This window comes from Enterobacter sp. FUJ80071, from assembly GCF_038739915.1.
In the GTDB taxonomy this organism is placed as follows: Bacteria; Pseudomonadota; Gammaproteobacteria; order Enterobacterales; family Enterobacteriaceae; genus Enterobacter; species Enterobacter kobei.
In genome coordinates this window covers 104,426-126,517 of record NZ_JBBXKH010000002.1, presented here as the reverse complement: position 1 = coordinate 126,517, position 22,092 = coordinate 104,426, and the positions used below count along the sequence as shown (strand labels likewise).

The 22,092-nt window shown below is 46.5% G+C and carries 21 protein-coding genes and 2 pseudogenes; 11 read left to right on the top strand and 12 right to left on the bottom strand.

Annotated elements, in window-relative coordinates; genetic code table 11:
- Positions 1-45: 45 nt before the first annotated feature.
- The 4 genes from AAER43_RS23670 (at position 46) to AAER43_RS23655 (ending at position 2,272) form a co-directional block, all read left to right on the top strand.
- On the top strand, positions 46-363 hold the full coding sequence (locus tag AAER43_RS23670) for a hypothetical protein (RefSeq protein ID WP_000785965.1): 318 nt from the start codon (positions 46-48) through the stop codon (positions 361-363).
- A gap of 22 nt (positions 364-385) precedes the next feature.
- Positions 386-691: a hypothetical protein gene (locus AAER43_RS23665; protein WP_001100610.1), complete on the top strand. Its 306-nt coding sequence runs from the start codon at positions 386-388 to the stop codon at positions 689-691.
- A gap of 44 nt (positions 692-735) precedes the next feature.
- Positions 736-1,407 (top strand): serine protease, encoded by a 672-nt coding sequence (locus AAER43_RS23660; RefSeq protein WP_000285959.1) that lies wholly within the window; start codon positions 736-738, stop codon positions 1,405-1,407.
- Between the two features lie 457 nt (positions 1,408-1,864).
- Positions 1,865-2,272 (top strand): hypothetical protein, encoded by a 408-nt coding sequence (locus AAER43_RS23655; protein ID WP_001371904.1) that lies wholly within the window; start codon positions 1,865-1,867, stop codon positions 2,270-2,272.
- 50 nt (positions 2,273-2,322) lie between these two features.
- Here the strand turns inward: AAER43_RS23655 and AAER43_RS23650 are convergent, their stop codons facing one another.
- The 9 genes and pseudogenes from AAER43_RS23650 to AAER43_RS23610 all read right to left on the bottom strand — a co-directional run.
- Positions 2,323-2,706, bottom strand: a complete 384-nt coding sequence (locus AAER43_RS23650) for a hypothetical protein (RefSeq protein WP_233144839.1) — start codon at positions 2,704-2,706, stop codon at positions 2,323-2,325.
- The gene (locus AAER43_RS23645; protein ID WP_122966916.1) at positions 2,609-2,824 is read right to left on the bottom strand and encodes a hypothetical protein; all 216 of its coding nucleotides are present in this window, start codon (positions 2,822-2,824) and stop codon (positions 2,609-2,611) included. Before AAER43_RS23645 ends, AAER43_RS23650 begins: the two co-directional genes overlap by 98 nt.
- Complete coding sequence (locus tag AAER43_RS23640) at positions 2,806-3,720, bottom strand: IS5 family transposase (protein ID WP_342702037.1); 915 nt, start codon at positions 3,718-3,720, stop codon at positions 2,806-2,808. The genes AAER43_RS23645 and AAER43_RS23640 overlap by 19 nt, the downstream gene beginning before the upstream one ends.
- A gap of 496 nt (positions 3,721-4,216) precedes the next feature.
- On the bottom strand, positions 4,217-4,708 hold the full coding sequence (locus AAER43_RS23635; protein WP_000636790.1) for a hypothetical protein: 492 nt from the start codon (positions 4,706-4,708) through the stop codon (positions 4,217-4,219).
- A gap of 84 nt (positions 4,709-4,792) precedes the next feature.
- The gene (locus tag AAER43_RS23630) at positions 4,793-5,308 is read right to left on the bottom strand and encodes a hypothetical protein (RefSeq protein WP_000228894.1); all 516 of its coding nucleotides are present in this window, start codon (positions 5,306-5,308) and stop codon (positions 4,793-4,795) included.
- Between the two features lie 564 nt (positions 5,309-5,872).
- Positions 5,873-9,208, bottom strand: a complete 3,336-nt coding sequence (locus AAER43_RS23625; protein WP_087878579.1) for a hypothetical protein — start codon at positions 9,206-9,208, stop codon at positions 5,873-5,875.
- Between the two features lie 222 nt (positions 9,209-9,430).
- The gene (locus tag AAER43_RS23620; RefSeq protein ID WP_000769182.1) at positions 9,431-9,784 is read right to left on the bottom strand and encodes a hypothetical protein; all 354 of its coding nucleotides are present in this window, start codon (positions 9,782-9,784) and stop codon (positions 9,431-9,433) included.
- 342 nt (positions 9,785-10,126) lie between these two features.
- Positions 10,127-10,824, bottom strand: a protein-coding gene (locus AAER43_RS23615; RefSeq protein ID WP_095033700.1) for an IS1-like element IS1B family transposase whose coding sequence is annotated in 2 segments (ribosomal slippage) — positions 10,127-10,575 and positions 10,575-10,824 — 699 coding nt in all. Because the reading frame shifts where the segments join, the coding sequence is not laid out codon by codon here.
- 56 nt (positions 10,825-10,880) lie between these two features.
- Positions 10,881-11,201 (bottom strand): annotated as a pseudogene (locus AAER43_RS23610) (methyl-accepting chemotaxis protein); the annotation flags it as partial.
- Positions 11,202-11,612: 411 nt separating this feature from the next.
- On the opposite strand from AAER43_RS23610, the gene AAER43_RS23605 reads away from it, so the two are divergent.
- Together AAER43_RS23605 and AAER43_RS23600 are read left to right on the top strand one after the other, a co-directional pair.
- Positions 11,613-13,727 (top strand): EAL domain-containing protein, encoded by a 2,115-nt coding sequence (locus tag AAER43_RS23605; RefSeq protein ID WP_087878565.1) that lies wholly within the window; start codon positions 11,613-11,615, stop codon positions 13,725-13,727.
- Positions 13,728-13,794: 67 nt separating this feature from the next.
- The gene (locus AAER43_RS23600; RefSeq protein WP_087878564.1) at positions 13,795-15,027 is read left to right on the top strand and encodes a sensor domain-containing diguanylate cyclase; all 1,233 of its coding nucleotides are present in this window, start codon (positions 13,795-13,797) and stop codon (positions 15,025-15,027) included.
- 12 nt (positions 15,028-15,039) lie between these two features.
- Here the strand turns inward: AAER43_RS23600 and smrA are convergent, their stop codons facing one another.
- The gene (gene smrA / locus AAER43_RS23595) at positions 15,040-15,603 is read right to left on the bottom strand and encodes a DNA endonuclease SmrA (RefSeq protein ID WP_048216290.1); all 564 of its coding nucleotides are present in this window, start codon (positions 15,601-15,603) and stop codon (positions 15,040-15,042) included.
- Positions 15,604-15,828: 225 nt separating this feature from the next.
- Here smrA and ogt point away from each other — a divergent pair, with 225 nt between their 5' ends.
- The 4 genes and pseudogenes from ogt to uspE all read left to right on the top strand — a co-directional run bounded on the left by ogt (position 15,829) and on the right by uspE (position 19,410).
- A complete protein-coding gene (gene ogt / locus AAER43_RS23590; protein WP_008784895.1) occupies positions 15,829-16,344 on the top strand; it encodes a methylated-DNA--[protein]-cysteine S-methyltransferase in 516 nt (171 codons plus the stop codon).
- Between the two features lie 194 nt (positions 16,345-16,538).
- A pseudogene (locus tag AAER43_RS23585) lies at positions 16,539-17,288 on the top strand (FNR family transcription factor); the annotation flags it as partial.
- Positions 17,289-17,437: 149 nt separating this feature from the next.
- Positions 17,438-18,253, top strand: a complete 816-nt coding sequence (locus AAER43_RS23580) for an APH(3')-I family aminoglycoside O-phosphotransferase (RefSeq protein ID WP_087878563.1) — start codon at positions 17,438-17,440, stop codon at positions 18,251-18,253.
- A 206-nt stretch (positions 18,254-18,459) separates the two neighbouring features.
- A complete protein-coding gene (gene uspE, locus AAER43_RS23575) occupies positions 18,460-19,410 on the top strand; it encodes a universal stress protein UspE (RefSeq protein WP_003833229.1) in 951 nt (316 codons plus the stop codon).
- Positions 19,411-19,458: 48 nt separating this feature from the next.
- Here the strand turns inward: uspE and AAER43_RS23570 are convergent, their stop codons facing one another.
- A complete protein-coding gene (locus tag AAER43_RS23570; protein WP_003020403.1) occupies positions 19,459-19,719 on the bottom strand; it encodes a DUF2534 family protein in 261 nt (86 codons plus the stop codon).
- Between the two features lie 244 nt (positions 19,720-19,963).
- On the opposite strand from AAER43_RS23570, the gene AAER43_RS23565 reads away from it, so the two are divergent.
- Positions 19,964-20,995 (top strand): mechanosensitive ion channel family protein, encoded by a 1,032-nt coding sequence (locus AAER43_RS23565; RefSeq protein WP_096149693.1) that lies wholly within the window; start codon positions 19,964-19,966, stop codon positions 20,993-20,995.
- Between the two features lie 38 nt (positions 20,996-21,033).
- Here the strand turns inward: AAER43_RS23565 and AAER43_RS23560 are convergent, their stop codons facing one another.
- Positions 21,034-22,086, bottom strand: a complete 1,053-nt coding sequence (locus AAER43_RS23560; protein WP_048223942.1) for an NAD(P)-dependent alcohol dehydrogenase — start codon at positions 22,084-22,086, stop codon at positions 21,034-21,036.
- Positions 22,087-22,092: the final 6 nt, after the last annotated feature.

Sequence of the window (22,092 nt, the reverse complement as noted above, 5' to 3'; positions counted from 1 at the left end):
CTTTAAGTTAAAATCACCTATAATCAATACCTACTGGAGCAGCTCATGGCTGACACCTACCTCCCCCCGGGCTTTAAAAAATGCAAATCATGTCAGCAAGTTAAACCCTTTGAACAGTTTGGAAAAGAGCTCAAGGGCAAGTTTGGCCTCAAGAGTAAATGCCGAGCGTGTATTAGCGAGAAAAACAAAACGTACGCAGCAGGCCCAGGGGCCGAAGTAAAGACGCAAAATAATAGGACCTACCAGGCAGAAAACAAGACTGAGCTCGCGGAGAAAATGCGCGTTAAGCGTGCGAAAGAAAAATTTGGTGATCGCTATAATTCCTACCTCGCTTCTTTAGAGTCCATGAAAAAACTCAAATAATGTAATCGCCAACGGAGGAATAATGAATGTACATCTGAAATATGATACGATAAAGCACTATCACTTTGATTGGCTAACGCCTGCTGGCGACTATCCTAATTCAGCGGTTATGCTCGTAGGTTTCCGTGATGGGCGCTGGATTATTGTTCAAGAGTTCGGAAATGATTATAGCTGCTTCGAGGGCGTTCTGAAGAATGGTGATGATCTTAATACGGAGCCTAAATTCTATTCCGACTTAGAAAGCGTAGCGGTTGCTGCTTTTGGCATGATGAAGCAGATATATCCCCAGTACCAAGATAGCACGTTAGAAGAATTCCTCGCTGGATAAAATATTCTAGAAACCAAACTCGCCTTATTCGAAGGAAACTGACTATGTATAGAAAGGTTTTAGCTCTTTCAGCCTTACTGATTTCTGCTTGTTCCACCGATAATCCTCATAAACAAAGTATGCACCACAATGATTTTGAGCTTTCGGACTCAGCTGTAAAAATTCAAATCAAGTCTGGAAATAAGACAATCTCCGGCTCAGGTACTTGGATCGATGAACAACATATTCTTACAGCTTCACATTTATGGCTTGATGCAAGCAAGGATTATAGTCTAAGTATAATAACAAGGAATGGGAGCCAACCAGCAACAGTTATCAATATTGATGATCCTAAGAACCGGGACCTCGCTCTTTTAAAAGTAGAAAAAAATACTATTGTCAAAGCCCCACCTAATTGGAAGCTTCCAGTATGTGATAATGTTCTAGCTCCAGGTGAGTCTGTTTGGGTTCTATCGGGAATGTATAATACGCTTTCAAATACGTATGCTTCCCCCGACTCAACCTACTATTATAAAGGAATAGTTGGTTCTGATGGTTTGACTGCTTTTTATCAAAATGGAGTTAGTGGAAGCGCTGTGTTAAACCAATCTAAGAGTTGCTTATATGGTGTTGTGAGTCAACAAGACATTAAAAAGATCAATGTCTATCAGATATATATTACGAAGATTACTACAAATGAAATTATACGCGGATTCATAGGTTATAAAAATAATTAAATGAGCGTAATCTTACAACAGGCAATTCCGACGTTATCTGCGTTGGTCTACCTATCTGAACCTTTAAAAGGAACGTCTATCATGTATAAACTTTTACCCGCAATACTAGTCTTTCTTTCGGTGTTCCTTGGACTAATCGCTCTACTCAGTGCTATCAAAAATGGTTCTGATGAATTGGCGGTATTCCTCATTACACTTTCGGCGTGGTTCGCTGCTTTAAGTAAGTTTTATTCACTTAAACTGTATAAAAATAGTTAGCCTGTGAATCCAAATACAGTTGACAAGTATCCAGCACTGCCCCCGTGATTTATTCAGGTTAGAAGCATTCCCGGAGTGCAGGCTGGGATTAGAAAAGTTACTTTTCTTACGATGTACCAACCAATAGGGCACGACTTATCGTAATGCCTAATTACATATTACCTGTTTAAGTCGATCTAATAATTTCATTGGAGCAGACATGTCCCCGGAATTGGTATCAGGCATTGCACGAGTGGCGCATGAAAAGCTACTTTCAGTTTTGACGGAGTGCGGCACAAAGAAGACGAAAGGCACATGCCTTTTTGCAAGCTATCTTGTATGTTATTTAGCAAAAACTAAAGGTCTAGATGCTGTTGTTCGTGGGGGTAACGGTGCAGATGATGGCGGTATATTTACAGAGAGTGGTGGCTTTGGCCATTATTGGTGTGAATTGAACTTCGAAGAAGTGCAATATTATATTGACATCACTTCCGAGCAGTTTGGGTTTCATCCATACATAGTGAAACGCGTCAACGATATAACAGGATGGCCACGATATATTCCTGGTGATCAGGAAACGGTCGATAGTCATTTAGAACAATTATTACGCGACGGCTATACAGAATAGGCTGCGTATACACTATCGCAGCCTTTCAGGCTCTTAACCCTTGTGACCAGTTAACGGAACCACTCAGGATGACGCTGCCGATCAACGTTGATAACCTGCGAATTAAATTCAACGACATCCGCTGGAGTAAGCATTAATTCATCAGGATTTACAATAAATGGTCTTAAAACCACTTCGCCACCGTCTTCTTTTGCACCGTAGATATTAATAAGAAAGTGCAGTCGTTGATTTCCGTCAGCATTGCGTTGCCATTCTCTAAAAGTCAAAGTCTGTTTAATATAGTTTGTTAAAAGAAATGCGAATTCAGATTCTTCCGTTTGTGAGATACCGTTTTTGTTAGACATTTTTTTTAGTATCTTTCCGAGCATGGATACACAGGCATCTAGGGAAGGTGCGAATAAGCAGGTCATTTCTTCCCAAGCTGACTCGCTGATTAAAATTTCGCGGATCTGGGCCGATTTTTTTCCCGCAAACACATCGAATCAGCCTATTTAGGCTATTTTTTCCACCATTTCTGGCGTTATTTCCGGTTTTTACTGAGATCTCTCCCACTGACGTATCATTTGGTCCACCCGAAACAGGTTGGCCAGGGTGAATAACATCGCCAGTTGGTTATCGTTTTTCAGCAGCCCCTTGTATCTGGCTTTCACGAAGCCGAACTGCCGCTTGATGATGCGAAACGGGTGCTCCACCTTGGCACGGATGCTGGCTTTCATGTATTCGATGTTGATGGCCGTTTTGTTCTTGCGCGGATGCTGCTTCAAGGTTTTTACCTTGCCGGGACGCTCGGCGATCAGCCAGTCCACATCCACCTCGGCCAGCTCCTCGCGCTGTGGCGCTCCTTGGTAGCCGGCATCGGCTGAGACAAATTGCTCCTCTCCATGAAGCAGATTACCCAGCTGATTGAGGTCATGCTCGTTGGCCGCGGTGGTGACTAGGCTGTGGGTCAGGCCACTCTTGGCATCGACACCAATGTGGGCCTTCACGCCAAAGTGCCACTGATTGCCTTTCTTGGTCTGATGCATCTCCGGATCGCGTTGCTGCTCTTTGTTCTTGGTAGAGCTGGGTGCCTCAATGATGGTGGCATCCACCAAAGTGCCTTGGGTCATCATGACGCCTGCTTCGGCCAGCCAGCGATTGATGGTCTTGAACAATTGACGGGCCAGTTGATGCTGCTCGAGCAGGTGGCGGAAATTCATGATGGTGGTGCGATCCGGCAGGGCGCTATCCAGGGATAATCGGGCAAACAGGCGCATGGAGGCGATTTCGTACAGGGCATCTTCCATGGCACCGTCGCTCAGGTTGTACCAATGCTGCATGCAGTGAATACGCAGCATGGTCTCCAGCGGATAGGGCCGTCGGCCATTGCCCGCCTTGGGATAAAACGGCTCGATGACAGCGGTCATATTCTGCCATGGCAGAATCTGCTCCATGCGGGAGAGGAAAATCTCTTTTCGGGTCTGACGGCGCTTAGTGCTGAATTCACTATCGGCGAAGGTGAGTTAATGGCTCATGATGTCCCTCTGGGATGCGCTCCGGATGAATATGATGATCTCATATCAGGAACTTGTTCGCACCTTCCCTAGACTTAACGATGTTAAAATTTTGGTTGTATTAAAATCCTCCTGCGAAAGTGAAATCATCCATGTATTATCTTTATGATAGTCGGTGATATAAATAAAATGAGATGTAAAAGGCGTTGAGTGATTGAACTCTCCTAAGTTCCATCCATACTGTCTCACTGTATTTGAGCTAAGTTCTTTGTCGGTAATGTTCATAATTCATACCTTTCGATAAAGTCTGTAATGATAATTAGCTATCTCAAAGGCCCAGAACAACTCTTGAAATAACCTCACTCGAAGAATTTATCATATTGAACACCCCTACCTAATAACCTTGCCGACTTAATAAATCACAATAGCCCTCCCCTGTCATTTTAAAACGCTACTTGAATTTTTGATAGCTTATAGTTGTTTTACGTTCTTTGTGATACTCATATGTCATCTTCTCTTTCCAGTACCAATCTTGTAAATCCTGCAAGTCTAGCCCATTTTTCTCACGTATGCTTTCGTGTAATTCGCTAAGCGCGAGTTTATCATTAGGTTTATAAATGGCTAATTTTTCTTCAAATAAATCCAGCCAACGTTTCCCCATCTTTCGACGCAAAACAAACACCATCGTGATAATTGTACTGAAATGCACAGCAATTAGTTCCAACTTATGCGATTGCTGACCAGATAAAATTACTATTGTAACAACAGGGATGGCCGTATATAAAGCAATCAAAGCGACCATAAGTTGATATGGTTTTTCCCGTATTACCATGTCCATGGGTAAACCAGAGGACGCTACTGCTTGCCAAAATCTTAAATACCTTCCGATGGACTTAAACCTTTTCCCGTTTTTATGCATAAACCTGTTTTTATTTACTATCATGTTAGACCTCTATTTTTCTGTAATTCTAGAAGAATGTTACCTTAACCCTTAACAGGGATAACACCGCATGTATTATCTCCATAATCAAAGCGCAGGGCCGGTAATAAAAAGTACCATACCATCGATGTGTAGTTCGTTCAGTGCATCCCTGTCCGTGGATAGCTTTCTAATGTTGTCAGGAGTTGCATCAATCGGGTATAAATCTTGCGTCAGTTTGACGAGATTCTTCTCAGTGCAGGTAAGACCGCCTTCAGCGAGAGTGCGCAGGTAATCACTAAACACGACTTCTTTTTCATCAGAGGTAAGTCGCTCGAAGTACCCCATATGTTCGGACGTGAAATTCTCATCTGCAATACTTCTCACTACTGAGATGATATCCGACCTTATGACCAACTCCCGCACCGCAGCATAAAAAATCCTGCCGTAATGTCCTGACACGTTTTCCTTTGCGAGCCACCAGCGCTCATCCGTGGTAACGGGTACTGTGGTCGGGGATGCCAGTAGCAGAACGGGGCTTAAACCGGATCGCGATAACCCTTCAGCAAAAGCTTCTTCAGGAAGACTGCTAACAGGCTTGCCTTGATAACGTGCTTCTACCATCTATGCTTCTCCTTTCTGATGTAGGCATGACTGCCTTCTATTTAAGCAATCAGTAAACCGGATTGAGCTGAGCAACGTTATCCTTCTCCCATCATTGCTTGCCACTTTTACCATAAGCGCCAAACAATTAGCCCCATTATTCCGGTTGTAAACTGAACCTTAACACTAACCAGTATGAATCGGTCATCTGGGGCAAAGTGTCCACCGGGTTGAAGTAGCCAGGTTGTTAGCGGCGGATGGAAAGCCAGTACGAATCCGTAAACTATAAAAGCCAAGCTCAGTAAAAGAAGGAGCATGCGCCCAATACGTTTGAGTTGATAAGATAAACTCGCGCTAGTTTTTCGTGGGGGTACGATATGGTCTTTCAACACTGTCTCCTTGCCAGCAAATGCCGAAGGGCTGGCATAAAGATTAAACAATTTTTATGCCAGTTACTCCGGCGAGATGGGTGATAATCCTCGTTGCCATCATAAAGCCTTATCTCTTTCAAATTTGAGCGATAAGGGGTCTTTGAGCCTGTAATGGCTTTTTGTTTGATGTTTTGATGGCACCTGCCCCCGCGTTTTACCATGACCGAAGTACATAGCGGCTCACACCTTCTGCTGGCTGTTGCCACTCGCTATTCTCCGTTGACGGTCTGAGGCGCGTCGAGCCCCGGGAGATGTTTTTCATCGCCTGCTCAAGAGTGTCCATCCTGTAGGTTTTGATGTTCACCCCTTCTTCAGAAATAGGCCCCAGCAGTTCCGTAACCTCACGCTCACCCTGATAAATATCGACCCACTGTGTAATATTCACCTTATCACCATTCGCATCAATGCCACGTCGGTTAAAGTGGTCAATTTCAAACTCACACACGGTTACCGGTACCAGCCCCTCCGGGCGCGGATACCCGAGTATTTCATCAAAACCAGGTTCCCCTTCATCAGTGACCAGATCAGGCGTCAAATAGAGTTTTCCGTTACGGGAAAAATGCGCAACATGGCAGGACCACTGGTCATTTAACATCGTTGGCATGCTTGTGAACATTCCTGAATACCACCGTCTGGCATTATCAACTGATTTGGTGACGAGGATTTCATCTGGTACTTCCCCGTTGTCCATGGTGTAAAAACTGAGAGACAGAGCGGTATTTCTGCGTGAAAGTAGCTTTTCTTTATTGACCTCTTTATTTTCAAATTTGGACAGGTATTCCTCAAGGAACAGCGCCTGCAACTCGGGTGTCGGCGCTTTCTGATAAAACCAGTCGGCCAGGTCTTTAGTGCCAATATAGATGAGGCTGGCTTTACCTTTTTCGCTCTTGACCGCAACAGGAGCCATTAGGCTTACTTGCTGTACGTACTCACTGGTTTCATTGATACTTTCATAGGCCTCAATCCACTGGCCAAGCAGATTGGTGTAAATCACCGGATCGTTCAGCTTTAAAAACTGCTTAAGAGCCTGAGCGCCACGGGAGCATGTATCAAAATAACGCTGCTTCTCTTCGAAGCTTTTGAAAGCAGTCTTTTTGCCCGACCATGTGGCCACCAGCTGTTCATCTTCGAACAGGGTGTTTTCAGCTGGTAAGAAGTGTTTCATTTTCGCAAAACGTTGATGAGTGACGTTTAAGACATTTCGGGATGTAGCAAGTACCATTCGATGAACCCAGGCATGCCCTTCCATCCGGTTGTCGCATTCAAAATTTGCTGGTGCGGCATATGCAACAAGTTTCCCTGAAGCATTTACCGATAACCTGACCAGCTCATAGCCTTTGCTGCTAATAAAATTACGAACCCCGGGAAGATGTTTGAGCCCCACATCAGCGAGCATATAGAGCTGGTTCAGGAGCTCTTTGGAGCCCTTCTCTGTACTCATGGCAGCTTCCAGCGTCGCCCCCCTGTTATCAGCTCGCCAGGCTACAATGCATCGATCTATCAACTCTGATCTCAGATTAGGCTGGCCAATATTTCCATCGGCCAGAGCCTGGCTCAGCATCTGCCGGTAAGGTTCTTCTGCCTCACGCTCGGCACGAATATAATTTAAAGCCATCTTGAAGAAGCGAATGTAAAACAGGTGATTAGACCTGAATTTACGTCTGTGAATGTACCATTCGAGCTCCTCCGCTTTAATGGTATCCATGCACAGGAAACCCAGTTCAGCATCATTCCTGCTGGACTCCTTAAATAAAGACAAATTCACCTTACAATTGAAATCTCGATCCGTTGAGTATCTGTTTACTGTTGCGTTGACACAGATATCGTCTCCCTGACGGAATGCAATAACCGGCTCATAGTTTTTATGGGTTCTCCCAAGCCATTTATAGCCAGAGTAGCTGTTGTCTTCCTGAACTGCTCCTGGTGCTGTCACTGGGTTCATCAACGAATCCCAGTTGCACATTACCCGGGATCCGGACTGAAGGCATGAGTTTGCCTGTTCAAGATAACTTTGCAGAGACGGCCGTGTCTCAGCCATACCCAAAAGGCCAGAACCGTCTTTGTCGTGCAGAAATTGGAAGTACCGTTCCTGGAACTCAAGGCTCAGAAAACTGTAAGGGGTATTGGTATCATAGAAATCACCAAATAGTTTGAGCCGGTGATCGAGGCCGCAGATAAGGATCAGGAAACGACGGTAGTGAAGTGCCATAAGATCATGCTGCTTCAGTCGGTCGGTATAACTGACGTCCTCAAACTTTATGGTGCTGCCATCAATCCCCTGGAAATGTGCTTCCTGTTCGCTGGCGGAAGGGAATAGCTGCGAAGCCCCAAGATGGCTTTCTACCGAAGAGTAAACCTGATGAATATTTTGACCGTCCCGGACCAGAAGGAATACAACCCGGTTCCTGTCATTGCGGACATGATTTTCCCAGGGATCGCGGTAATCGATATAACGTCGTGTTGTGGCCATACATACGATGGAACGTTCGGACGGAAAAATCTGCTCCACCAGCCCGGGGCTGGTTCGTAAAGTTTCATGAAATTTTTCCATATCAGAGAAGTCGAACCAGCTATCGAGATCGCACCATACGGCCAGCTCTTCATCCACCATCAGCTTTGCCTGAACGACCTGGAGCGGGAGGTGTGATGGAGCGGATTCACCCTTCACGATATTCACTACCTCAACGTCTTTGCCGGTATACAGTTCCAGACTGCCAACGCCATCGTGGATTTTCTTCACATATTCCATGGCTTCTTCTGTAGTGGCCAGACTTGCCGCTGCAACTTCCTCGAAATAGGGCAGCATTCTTTTGCTGGCATTAGCGATTGCCTGCGTTCGTTGTGTGATGATTTTGCTGATGGCTGTGCTGATCTGCCCTTCTTTTAAGGCCGCTTCTCTGATTTGTTCAATGCGGGTATCTGAAATACCAGAGGACAGAGCATTTTGAACTGATCCAATCGCCAGTGAGGTTACCGCCTGCTGCTCTTGTGGGGGCACTAACGCAACGCTAAGGCCCGTCACAGGGTTTTCACGGTCATCTGTACCTAATTGCTCAATCGCAAGGTCACGGAACCCCTGAGCATCGCTCACGAGGGCTGTAAGCGATGCCTGTAGGCTATTCACTTCTTCCTGAGCTTGTCTGAGTTCAGCATCCCGGATTACCTTATGGTCGGGTTCAAATACAAAACTGGACAGAAAATCCTTAACCAGGAAGCGATGCTCTCGCATTTCTTTGCCACGTTCCCTACGGTTGCCGCTGCTGTCTTCAGTGACAATAGCTACAGTCTGACCGTAAACGCGGGGATGGGCGCGTAGAATCACTGTGTGCAGCTTATCTTCAACGTAACGCAAAGACGTAATGAGCAGCGTATCCCCTGCCACAATACCCTCTTCAGGGATGCTGTCAGTGGACGTCCAGTACTGACCCGCCAGCAAAGAATGAAATCGCTCTAAACGGTCAATGTTATTTTTGCTGACCAGGTCACCCATATACCTTTCCTTCCAGATTCGTATGTTAGGTGAATCATACCAGATTGCACTTACCGTCTAATAACTCAAAAAACACCAACTTCGGCATTCACTAGAAATGAATCCGTCCACTATTATTCATTAATTAAATAGATTCTTAGATATGAATAGCGCATTGCTTTTAAAGCAGGTTTCGCAAAGGGTTAAAAAAGGCTTCTTAAGTGAAGCCTTTAATAATAAATGCTACTTATCTTCAGAGGGATACATTTCCCAGTATTTATTACGTACATTAACAAGGCAATGGTCTGCTGTTTCTGAAGCGCCTTTGTCGCGGTTTACAAAGGCTTCTGCAACTTCATCCAACTTATCCGGTACCGTATTTAATGGTAATGCCTGCTTCAGGTTGGTGGTTACCAGTTCCTTTGCTTTATCATGATTAAGTTCAGTTCGGATGCTTGCATCTTTACAAATATCATCAACCTTACCATCAAGAATAATGTTTGGGATAGGTTCGTTTTCAACTTTATGTGTAGTATTAGCAGAGGAGCCAAAAGCGACTGACATCATCGCACACAGCAGAATATTTTTTAATTTCATAGTTCACTCCATTATGACTATTGATATCTACTTATGAAGTATTAGTTATATCATGTTTGCCGTCAAAACATAGAACCCACTGTTTTGACTTTAAACATATCATGCTACAACGTTTTTTTGCACGTGACTTTAGTAGGCATGATTTATGAGGTTTCAGCAGGACGTCAGATTGTTGTCGATCCAGTATTGATGCAAGCCTACCGTCCATTTCTTCGATAAGGCCGAAAGTAAAAGCGCTAAACCACAGCAGTTACCAGGAGTAAAAATTCGTATGGGATCTGGAGAACCGACTTTAACACTCATAATGAACTCCAGAATGTTGCCATGGGTAATGACTCCAACTTATTGATAGTGTTTTATGTTCAGATAATGCCCGATGACTTTGTCATGCAGCTCCACCGATTTTGAGAACGACAGCGACTTCCGTCCCAGCCGTGCCAGGTGCTGCCTCAGATTCAGGTTATGCCGCTCAATTCGCTGCGTATATCGCTTGCTGATTACGTGCAGCTTTCCCTTCAGGCGGGATTCATACAGCGGCCAGCCATCCGTCATCCATATCACCACGTCAAAGGGTGACAGCAGGCTCATAAGACGCCCCAGCGTCGCCATCGTGCGTTCACCGAATACGTGCGCAACAACCGTCTTCCGGAGCCTGTCATACGCGTAAAACAGCCAGCGCTGGCGCGATTTAGCCCCGACGTATCCCCACTGTTCGTCCATTTCCGCGCAGACGATGACGTCACTGCCCGGCTGTATGCGCGAGGTTACCGACTGCGGCCTGAGTTTTTTAAATGGCGGAAAATCGTGTTGAGGCCAACGCCCATAATGCGGGCGGTTGCCCGGCATCCAACGCCATTCATGGCCATATCAATGATTTTCTGGTGCGTACCGGGTTGAGAAGCGGTGTAAGTGAACTGCAGTTGCCATGTTTTACGGCAGTGAGAGCAGAGATAGCGCTGATGTCCGGCAGTGCTTTTGCCGTTACGCACCACCCCGTCAGTAGCTGAACAGGAGGGACAGCTGATAGAAACAGAAGCCACTGGAGCACCTCAAAAACACCATCATACACTAAATCAGTAAGTTGGCAGCATCACCTAACGAGTGTTGAAATATTACTCGATAAACTATTGATGCCCGGTATTAGTCTACCTGCACAATTATTACCAAACTCTGGAATACTGATCGCCAGATTCCCAGACGTCACTTCCTCAATGCTCCTTTTTACCGTATTGATCGGCATGACCAGGTATTTCGTCATATACCACCATAAGCATAATATAGAAATAAGACTTACCACATTCGTACCAATTATAATTTCCGACGTGGCCGAGAAAATCATCTCAACAATATTGAGAGCAATCGCCGAAATGAGCAGAAATAAAATAATGAAGGTTCTGACGCTAATATCATTTAACATTTTAGTCCTGTGCACAAAGAAATCATGTAGATATTATTTTTTATAGCACCTGCAATGCAGAATGCCATTGCTCTGCGACGAAAGCTGAATTTTCAATGAGAGCCTGCAATCCTTTTACTTAAGGCAAGAAATTGCACCTTTTATTTCTGTTAGTTCAGTGTTTTATTCCATCAAATGGCTGTAATGGCGCCAGGCATCAGGTTATTGTGATGACAAGCACATGGAGAGCATAAAACGCACAGAACTATAAATTTGGTGAATGTTTATATAAGTAATGACTCGTTATTTTCACTATTTTCCTGTTTCCTCTAATACCAGTGTAAAAACATAAGAACATTCCCGGTGTTATCATGTTAACTGGACAAAACCTGCTAGATTTATTACCACGGCTTTTTTTCGATAGGTAGTATGATGTTGAACGTGTCGTGGGACCCTGTATTGATTGGGATTTCCTTTGTTGTCGCGTTTATTGCCTCTTTTATTGCTCTCGATAGTGCGGGCAAGGTGGCAATCTCCAACCGACGAGAATCTACCTTCTGGCGGCTGTCTGGCGGGGCTACGCTAGGGATGGGTATTTGGTCAATGCATTTTATCGGTATGCTGGCCATGAAGATGAGTATGCCGATCAATTACCATTTTTCGCTCACGGCATTTTCTTTCTTTATTGCGCTCATTTCTGCAACTCTCGCTATTAATATCGCCATTTCCGGTAATACGCTTTCAACAAAACGATTAGTCGTAGCCACAGGAATATTAAGCGCCGGTGTCGTCACCATGCACTACGTTGGCATGTATGCCATCATTGAGCATGTTGCCATCCTATGGAGTCATTCGCTGATACTGCTCTCAGTGATGATTGCCATCGTTGCATCTGGTGTGGGTTTGTGGCTGGCGTTTCATTTACGCCAAAATACCCGTCGAGCCCTGATCAATCGGCTTGTCGCCGCCCTTATTATGGCGCTGGCGATTGCCTCTATGCATTACACCGGGATGGGAGCGGCAACATTCACCCATTTTGGACACTCTGTACACAATGGGCTCAGCACACTGGAACTCTCTGTCTGGGTCTGCGCCGTCACGCTGGTTATTTTGGGTATCATGCTGGTGGTGTCGATGGTGGATTCGCAACTGCGTACCTCCCGGCTGGCAGACAACTTACATCAACTTAATTGCCAGCTTGAGCATCAGGTCCACTTCGACGCACTGACCGGACTTGCCAATCGCACACAGATTGATGCCTGCTTACAGGCCTGTCTGCAGCATTCCAAACTGGATCAGCATCAATTTGCTCTGGTATTCATCGACCTCGATCGCTTCAAAGTCGTTAACGATACCTGGGGACATCACATCGGCGATCAGTTGCTGATCGCCAGTACGCAACGAATCTACAGCTGCCTTGATGACACCATGACGCTGGCGAGGCTGGGGGGAGATGAGTTTATTCTTCTGGTTCCTGACTGCAATAAAGAGGATATCACCGCTCTGCTGACCCGGATTGCCGCTGCGATTGGCGATCCTTTCACGCTTTTTGGGTACACCATTCGGGTTTCGTTAAGTGCGGGAAGCAGTATTTATCCTGAGCATGGTTCCACGTTGCATGAGTTAAAAGTAAAAGCTGATATGGCGATGTATCATGTCAAACAGGCTGGCAGAAACGGTTGGGCTATTTATAGCCCGGAAATGGAAGCTATCGCCGATACACCGCCGACATTTTTACAGGAACTGTCACAAGCTCTGGAACACGATCAATTTGAGCTTTGGTACCAACCCAAATACACCGCCGGAGATCATTCCCTGACCGGTTTTGAAGCGTTATTACGCTGGCATCACCCGGAACGCGGCATGCTGTTACCCGCAGAGTTTCTGCCTGCGCTGGAAGAAACAGGGCTTATCATTCCGGTCGGGAAATGGGTTATCCAGCAGGCATGCCAGCAGTTACATCAATGGAAGTTACAGGGCCATGCGGAATGGACCCTCGCCGTTAATCTTTCCCCTTCCCAGTTTGAACAACATGACATCGTTGATGTGGTTTGTAGCGCCCTTGCACAATATCAACTATCACCTGCATATCTCACGCTGGAATTGACTGAAAGTACAGCACTTAAAAATTTAAAACGTAGCGCTGAAGTCTTAAATGCATTTTCAGCTTTAGGGATCACCGTTTCTATTGATGATTTCGGTACCGGTTATTCAAATATATTGATGTTGAAGTCTCTTCCGGCACGGGAATTAAAAATTGACAGAGTATTTGTTAAAGATATCAGCGAGAACAGCAAAAATACAAAGATTGTGTCTACTATTATTGACATAGCCCACTCCATGAATATGCAAGTGGTGGCTGAAGGAATAGAGACCCAGGAGCAGGAAATACTCCTGACCCAGATGGGATGTGGTGTGCTGCAAGGTTTCTTGTTTGCAAAACCGTTGCCTGCGCATCAGATCCATGAATTGATTCCAACGGAAAGCAACATTAAGCAGCAGCGAATCGTACAGTCTTTGTCTCCTCAACAATCAATAACATTATGAGACTGTAATATAAAAAACAGATGCCATTAAACGGGCAACACAGCAGATAAAGATAACGGGATTATCGATGAGCACAACCGAGCTGCATTCACTGGATTTATTAACCCTGCCGGTGTGGATTGTTTCGCCGCATACCGAAGAACTGGTGTTCGCTAATACCGTTGCACGGGAACTGATGCAGGCCCCCTGCTTTTCTCTACTCCGCAAGGGCATATTTTCAACTCATGCCCAGAATGATTTAACCATGTATCTCAGCGATTTGAGAAATCATCACGACATTGTAGAAATCCTTACGGTTTGCCGCGAAGGTGAAGACGTCGCGATGGCCAGCCGCCTGTCCATCCGCTTTCTGCCGGAATCAGGTGACGTCATTCTTTTCGAAGGCATTGAAACACCGACTTCGCAAGGTCTGAAAGCGAGTCGTTCAGCGAATTATCAGCGAAAAAAACAGGGATTTTACGCGCGTTTTTTCCAGACCAACTCGGCCCCAATGTTGCTTATCGATCCGTCCCGTGATGGGCTGATCGTTGATGCAAATCTCAGTGCGCTAAATTTTTATGGCTATAGCCATGATACGATGTGCCAGAAACATACATGGGAAATCAATACGCTGGGCCGTCATATACTCCCGGTGATGCATGAAATCGCCCATCTTCCCGGTGGCCATAAGCCTTTGCATTTTGTGCATAAACTGGCAGACGGCACATCCCGGCACGTACAAACCTACGCCGGGCCAATCGAAATCTACGGTAATAAGCTCATGTTGTGCATTATTCATGATATTACCGAGCAAAAACGGCTGGAACAGGAGCTTGAGCGTGCGGCCCTGCGTGACGCCTTAACGGGATTGCTTAACCGCCGACATTTTTATCAGGTAACCGAGCCGGAACAGACCCACGCGATGTCATTGACACAGGATTACAGCCTGCTGTTGATCGACACCGATCGCTTTAAAAGCATTAACGATCTTTTTGGTCATTTAAAAGGTGATGAGGTACTTTGCGCTCTGGCCCGCACACTTGAATCCTGTGCAAGAAAGGACGATCTGATTTTTCGCTGGGGAGGTGAAGAATTTGTGCTGCTGCTGCCGCGAACCTCGTTAGATATTGCCCTCAATCTCGCAGAAGTGATACGGGCGACAGTGGCCAAAGTGACTCTCCCTGGCCTTCCCCGCTTTACCGTCAGCATTGGCGTAGCTCGGCACGAAACAAATGAAAGCATCGATGAGTTATTCAAACGCGTTGACGACGCGTTGTACAAAGCCAAGAACGAAGGCAGGAACAGAGTGCTGGCCGCCTGATGTTTACGTCGTTCAGCGACTGCGTTTAGCGTGACGCTCCCAGTTGTCCTGTTTTGCCTGTGCGGTTTTACGCAATGCCACATAACATGCCCCGCTGCCGCCGTGATGCGGCAGTGCGGCGCAGTATGCTTGCACGTCGTCAAATTCCGTCAACCAGCGCGCCACGTAGCTGCGAACAATATTGGCATGGGAGTTATCGTCACGTCCCTTGCCGTGTATCACCAACACGTTACGCAACCCTTCCTGCTGCGCCTGCAGAATAAAGCTAAAGAGCATCTGGCGACATGTTTCAACAGGTTGGCGAATAAGATTAAGGCTCGCCTGCTGCGGGTATTTTCCGTTTCGCAGCTTGTCAGTCACGCCGTTCTGTAAACCTTCGCGACGAAACTCGAGCGGCACATTCAACGGGACAATATCGAGAAATCCCGTCGAGAGAAAATTATCCAGTTGAAGCGTATCAATACGCGCCGGAGTGCGAAGATTGCGCATGGGCTGCCAGTGCACATCGGCATGTTTTTTCAGCGGTTGAACATCCCCCATAGCGTCAAGAAACAGCGATGCATCATCAAGGTTCATGTTTCATCCTCCAGCGTATTGCGACGAGCATTATCATAACCGCGCACTATTATACCGACAACTATACCGGTAACGGTTTACGGTTATTTCCAATAATTAACCGGACCCTCCGCGCTGAACCGACCTACTCACGACAAATTGATATCCGTTTTTAGGGGTATAGCTGCGACGGTCACTGGCGTGATAATGTTTAGCCTCGCCTGAATGCTGTAATGAGAGAAACGGATGCTTAACTTACTGGAAGACACCATCGACACGCCGCTGGGCCCGCTGTGGGTTATTTGTGATGAGCAATTTCGCCTGCGCGCAGTGGAATGGGATCAGCACAGCGATCGCATGGAACAATTGCTTGATATTCATTACCGTACAGAAGGTTATCAGCGCATTACCGCCAAAAATCCTGGTGGATTAAGCGACAAACTCTCTGAGTATTTTGCCGGAAACCTCAGCATAATTGACACGCTGGAAACGGCAACCGCTGGGACGCCTTTCCAGCGTGAAGTCTGGCAAGCATTACGCACTATCCCCTGCGGGCAGGTCATGCATTATGGTCAGTTGGCCGAACAGTTGGGGCGCCCCGGCGCTGCAAGAGCCGTCGGCGCAGCTAATGGCTCCAATCCAGTAAGCATTGTGGTCCCCTGTCATCGCGTCATTGGACGTAACGGCACCATGACCGGATATGCCGGCGGTGTACAACGAAAAGAGTGGTTATTGCGCCACGAAGGTTATTTGCTACTCTAGATTCCAGGCAATTAATGCCTTATTCATCACACTTCCGCATAATGCGACCCCAGATTAAGTGTGGCTAATCAAGCAGATACAAACATTCGCTCCAGTTATGCCTGAATTATTCTCTATTGGGAGTAGCTCAGGCTTACGTGCTCACCAAAAAGATGTTAAAATTGACAAATATCAATTACGGCTTGAGCAGACCTATGATCCCGGAAAAGCGAATTATACGGCGCATTCAGTCTGGCGGTTGTGCTATCCATTGCCAGGATTGCAGCATCAGCCAGCTTTGCATCCCGTTCACACTTAACGAGCATGAGCTTGACCAGCTCGATAACATCATCGAGCGCAAAAAGCCTATCCAAAAAGGGCAGACGCTCTTTAAAGCAGGTGATGAGCTTAAATCACTCTACGCTATCCGCTCCGGAACGATAAAAAGCTATACCATTACCGAACAAGGCGATGAGCAAATTACCGGTTTCCATCTGGCGGGTGACCTGGTAGGTTTTGACGCCATTGGCAGCGGCCATCACCCGAGCTTTGCTCAGGCGCTGGAAACCTCGATGGTATGCGAAATTCCTTTCGAAACCCTTGATGACCTGTCCGGCAAGATGCCGAACCTGCGTCAGCAGATGATGCGTCTGATGAGTGGCGAAATCAAAGGCGACCAGGATATGATCCTGTTGCTGTCGAAGAAAAACGCTGAAGAGCGCCTGGCGGCCTTTATCTACAATCTGTCTCGTCGCTTCGCCCAGCGTGGATTCTCGCCTCGTGAATTCCGCCTGACCATGACCCGTGGCGACATCGGTAACTACCTCGGTCTGACGGTTGAAACCATCAGCCGCCTGCTGGGTCGTTTCCAGAAAAGCGGCATGCTGGCGGTGAAAGGCAAATACATCACTATTGAGAACAGCGACGCGCTGGCGGTTCTTGCCGGCCACACGCGTAACGTTGCGAAATCTTTCCGCAAGCCTCTCTGTTATCCTTCTGTCAAATCGCTAAATTTTCCCGATTTATTGATCTGGCAGGAGGTTATTCCCTGTTTTAATAATCAACTTGTAATGTGTGCACCCGCCGTTTATCCATACTCAGACAAAGGAATGTTATGAATCATATTCACAGGGAAAGCACCTGCGCGCGTTTGCAATTAAACTCAAGCCTGGACCATGAGCTTGATGGCTATAAATGGGCACGTGACCATGTCGGTCAATCTGGTGCTGCCATCTACCGACTTTACGACAAAGTGGATGCCCCTGAATTATATCTGAAGCAAGGTAACGGTAGCGTTGCCAATGATATTACGGATGAAATGGTCAGGCTCATCTGGTTGAAAGATTACATCCCTCTGCCAAACGTTAAGCATTTTTCCCGAACGCCTGACGTAGCATTGCTACTCACCACGGCAATACCAGGGAAAACTGCCTTCCAGATGTTAGAAGAGCACCCTGATATGAGTAATGATATTGTTGATGCTTTGGCGACATTTTTGCGTCGGTTACATGCCATTCCAGTAAATAGTTGCCCCTTTAACAGCAATCACCAATTTCGTCTCACACTGGCACAAAACCGGATGAAAAATAATCTTGTTGATGCCGAGGATTTTGATGATGAACGCAATGGCTGTTCTGTTGAACAGGTCTGGGAAAAGATGCACACTCTTTTGCCCTTCTCATCTGTTCCTGTTGTTACTCACGGTGACTTTTCACTGGATAACATTATTTTTTGTAATGATGAAATAGTGGGGTGTCTTGATGTGGGACGAGTTGGCATCGCCGATCAATACCAGGATCTCGCTATTCTCTGGAACTGCCTCGGTGAATTTTCACATTCACTGCAAAACAGGCTTTTTCAACAATATGGCATTCCTCAACCCGACGAGAAAAAATTGCAGTTTCACTTGATGCTTGATGAGTTTTTTTAAATTTACAGCGCATTACTGCCAAAGCGAGCGGAAGAGTCGGTGCACTACAGGCTGAGAAAAATTGTTTAAATTGAGCGGGATGTAGATAAAAGCTGGAGATTTCCCCAATTTATTGATCTGGCTAGAGGTTCTCCCCTGTTTCAAACCACATTATTGGGTTACTCTTTTAGTTACAAACTGCGATGACAGTTGTAAGGAGACCCTGTATGGCTATGTATAAAAATATGCTGGTCGTCATCGACCCTAACCAGGACGATCAACCAGCATTACGGCGAGCTGTTTATTTGCATCAACGGATTGGTGGCAAAATTAAAGCCTTTTTGCCGATCTATGACTTTTCCTATGAAATGACTACCCTGCTGTCGCCTGATGAGCGTACGGCAATGCGTCAGGGGGTCATCAGCCAGCGAACTGCATGGATACGTGAACAAGCGAAATACTACATCGAAGCAGGGATCCCTCTGGAGATTAAAGTGGTCTGGCATAACCGACCCTTTGAAGCCATCATCCAGGAAGTCATCAGTGCCAGGCATGATCTGGTCCTCAAGATGGCGCACCAACACGACCGCCTCGAAGCCGTAATATTTACACCAACCGACTGGCATTTATTGCGTAAATGTCCAAGTCCGGTATGGATGGTGAAAGACCAGCCATGGCCTGAAGGGGGTAAAGCACTGGTTGCCGTAAACCTCGCCAGTGAAGAGGCTTATCACAACGCGCTCAATGAAAAACTGGTCAAAGAGACGCTACAGCTTGCAGAACAGGTTAACCATACCGAAGTGCATCTGGTTGGCGCCTACCCTGTCACACCAATCAACATCGCGATTGAACTGCCTGAATTTGATCCCAGCGTTTATAACGACGCAATCCGTGGACAGCATCTGCTGGCCATGAAGGCGCTACGCCAGAAATTCAGTATTGATGAGAAAGTGACGCACGTTGAAAAAGGCTTACCTGAAGAGGTCATTCCTGATTTAGCCGAGCACTTGCAGGCGGGTATTGTGGTATTGGGGACCGTCGGACGTACCGGTATTTCTGCTGCGTTTCTTGGTAATACCGCGGAACAGGTTATCGATCATCTACGCTGTGACCTGCTGGTCATCAAGCCGGATGAATATCAGACGCCAGTTGAACTGGACGACGAAGAAGACGATTAACCACACAATGAAATGCCGGATGGCGATATCATCCGGCATTTTAAACGCCTAGTGTTGCTCCTCACCGCCGAGGAAATAGATACCAAGCGGGATAGCCAACAGAATCGTAAACACCATGCTGTAGACACAAATCATTGCAGATTGAATGGCGTACATTGAAGCGGTCCAGTCGGATAGCGGAATGTCATACTGTTCAATAACGCCACCGATCGTCGCTCGCGTCACGACCGACGCTGCGATAATAAACACTCCAAGCAGGCACAACAGAAACTTCCGTCCCTTCGCTGTTTTCAGCTTAGCCATGATCATAGTACTGTCCTTTTGCAGATGAAAACCTTGTTACTTTGCGCTAACAATACCATGACATCAACTGACTGTCTGCTACATAAACCGCATACAGGGTTGACGTCAGCGTTATTTCGCTGAGAATAGCGCTGATTGCATTATTTATCTCTCCTTTTGATTAATGATCTGACCGCCTTAACTGAGTAAAATATCTGGGGATTAGGATGTCAGATGATATTTAGCTAACACGGAGTTGCCAGGAAGAATCATGATCGCTGAACTGTTTATGAATAATGCGTTTAATTTGACGGTAATTCTTAGCTGCTGTGCCGCGCTGGTCCTGATGAGCGTCTGGTATCATCGTGGGGAGCGTCGCTGCAAAGGATTCATATTTCATGCCGCACAATTTTTTGTCTATGCCATTATCATTGGGACGTTTGGCAGCATTGCTAATAACGTTATCGAAAGTTACAGCCTGAAATTTATCTCCCCCAGCGTGGTCGACTTTATCTGCACCTCGTTGATTGCGTTGATCCTGACCATCAAACTTTTTCTGGTGATTAATCAGTTTGAAAAGACGCAGATTAATAAAGGCAGAGATATCACCAGCGCGAGGATCCTGTCGCGTATCATCAAGATCACCATCGTGGTTGCCATCATTTTACTGTATGGCGAACACTTCGGTATGAGCTTATCCGGCCTGTTAACCTTTGGCGGTATTGGCGGTATCGCAGTGGGTATGGCGGGGAAAGATATTCTGAGCAACTTTTTCTCAGGCATTATGCTCTATTTCGACAGACCGTTTAGCATAGGCGATTGGATCCGCTCCCCGGACCGCAATATTGAAGGCACGGTAGCAGAAATTGGCTGGCGAATGACTAAAATAAACACCTTCGACCATCGTCCGTTGTATGTGCCAAACTCGATTTTCTCCTCCATCAGCGTAGAAAACCCAGGGCGCATGACCAACCGGCGAATTAAAACGGTGATCGGGTTACGATATGAGGATGCCGATAAAGTCGGTGCCGTTGTCGAGTCGGTCAGAGAAATGCTGCAAAACCATCCAGGAATAGACCAGAAACAAACTCTGTTGGTCTATTTTAATGAATTTGCCGATTCATCGTTGAATATCATGGTGTATTGCTTCACGAAAACCACCGTCTGGAAGGATTGGCTCGCGGTACAGCAAGACGTTTATTTAAAGATTATCACGATAGTCCAGGCAAACGGTGCCGACTTTGCATTCCCCAGCCAGACGCTGTATATGGATAATCCTGAAGCATCGCCATCGACACACTAACAAAAGAAAAGACGCGGAAATCCGCGTCTTTTTTGTACTTATTTCAATGAAGCAATATCAATTACAAAGCGGTATTTCACATCGCTTTTCAACATCCGCTGCCAGGCACGATTAATATCCTGAATATCGATCACTTCGACATCGGCGGTAATACCATGCTGACCGCAAAAATCCATCATCTCCTGCGTTTCGGCAATACCGCCGATAACTGAACCCGCCACGGATCTACGCCCAAGGATCAGGGGAACCGTATTCAGCAACGGATCCAACGCACCAAGATAACCAACCAGCACCAGCGTACCGCTTAGCGCCAGGGTTGGGATATAAGGGTTCAGGTCATGAACGTAGGGCACAGTATCGATAATCAGATCAAACTGATTCGCTGTCGCTTTCATCTGTTCACTGTCAGTGGAAAGCACAACGTGACTGGCACCCAAACGTCTGGCATCAGCTTCTTTGCCCGGTGAACGCGTAAACAGCGTAACTTCCGCGCCCAGCGCATTTGCAAATTTGATTGCCATATGCCCGAGTCCACCCAGACCGACAACCGCGACTTTACTGCCCTCACCTACCTGCCAGTGGCGCAGTGGCGACCATGTTGTGATCCCGGCGCAAAGCAGCGGCGCCGCACCGCGTAAATCGATCCCTTCAGGGACCTTCACCACAAACTTTTCGGTAACGACAATTTTGTCAGAATAGCCGCCGAAAGTAGGCAGGCCGTCATGACGGTCGATATCGTTATACGTTAGCGTGTTACCTTCTTCGCAATACTGCTCTAGCCCCTGCTCGCAGGCGCTACAGTGTTGACACGAATCAACCATGCAGCCGACCCCTGCGAGATCGCCCACTTTGAATTTTGTTACCGACTTACCAACATGCACCACGCGGCCAATGATCTCATGCCCTGGTACCATCGGATATTTAGCGCCGCCCCAATCGTTGTAGGCGTTGTGAATATCCGAGTGGCATACACCGCTGTATAAAATATCGATAACCACATCATCTTCACGCGGATCGCGACGAACAAAATTATGGGGGACTAAATCTTCTTTCACCGCCAGAGCAGCATAACCCTTCACATTCATGACCATTGAGAT

Coding starts and splice junctions, on each gene's coding strand:
- AAER43_RS23670 (WP_000785965.1), top strand. CDS start 46: ATGGCTGACACCTACCTCCCCCCGGGCTTTAAAAAATGCAAATCATGT.
- AAER43_RS23665 (WP_001100610.1), top strand. CDS start 386: ATGAATGTACATCTGAAATATGATACGATAAAGCACTATCACTTTGAT.
- AAER43_RS23660 (WP_000285959.1), top strand. CDS start 736: ATGTATAGAAAGGTTTTAGCTCTTTCAGCCTTACTGATTTCTGCTTGT.
- AAER43_RS23655 (WP_001371904.1), top strand. CDS start 1,865: ATGTCCCCGGAATTGGTATCAGGCATTGCACGAGTGGCGCATGAAAAG.
- AAER43_RS23635 (WP_000636790.1), bottom strand. CDS start 4,708: ATGATAGTAAATAAAAACAGGTTTATGCATAAAAACGGGAAAAGGTTT.
- AAER43_RS23630 (WP_000228894.1), bottom strand. CDS start 5,308: ATGGTAGAAGCACGTTATCAAGGCAAGCCTGTTAGCAGTCTTCCTGAA.
- AAER43_RS23625 (WP_087878579.1), bottom strand. CDS start 9,208: ATGGGTGACCTGGTCAGCAAAAATAACATTGACCGTTTAGAGCGATTT.
- AAER43_RS23620 (WP_000769182.1), bottom strand. CDS start 9,784: ATGAAATTAAAAAATATTCTGCTGTGTGCGATGATGTCAGTCGCTTTT.
- AAER43_RS23605 (WP_087878565.1), top strand. CDS start 11,613: ATGTTGAACGTGTCGTGGGACCCTGTATTGATTGGGATTTCCTTTGTT.
- AAER43_RS23600 (WP_087878564.1), top strand. CDS start 13,795: ATGAGCACAACCGAGCTGCATTCACTGGATTTATTAACCCTGCCGGTG.
- smrA (WP_048216290.1), bottom strand. CDS start 15,603: ATGAACCTTGATGATGCATCGCTGTTTCTTGACGCTATGGGGGATGTT.
- ogt (WP_008784895.1), top strand. CDS start 15,829: ATGCTTAACTTACTGGAAGACACCATCGACACGCCGCTGGGCCCGCTG.
- AAER43_RS23580 (WP_087878563.1), top strand. CDS start 17,438: ATGAATCATATTCACAGGGAAAGCACCTGCGCGCGTTTGCAATTAAAC.
- uspE (WP_003833229.1), top strand. CDS start 18,460: ATGGCTATGTATAAAAATATGCTGGTCGTCATCGACCCTAACCAGGAC.
- AAER43_RS23570 (WP_003020403.1), bottom strand. CDS start 19,719: ATGATCATGGCTAAGCTGAAAACAGCGAAGGGACGGAAGTTTCTGTTG.
- AAER43_RS23565 (WP_096149693.1), top strand. CDS start 19,964: ATGATCGCTGAACTGTTTATGAATAATGCGTTTAATTTGACGGTAATT.
- AAER43_RS23560 (WP_048223942.1), bottom strand. CDS start 22,086: ATGGTCATGAATGTGAAGGGTTATGCTGCTCTGGCGGTGAAAGAAGAT.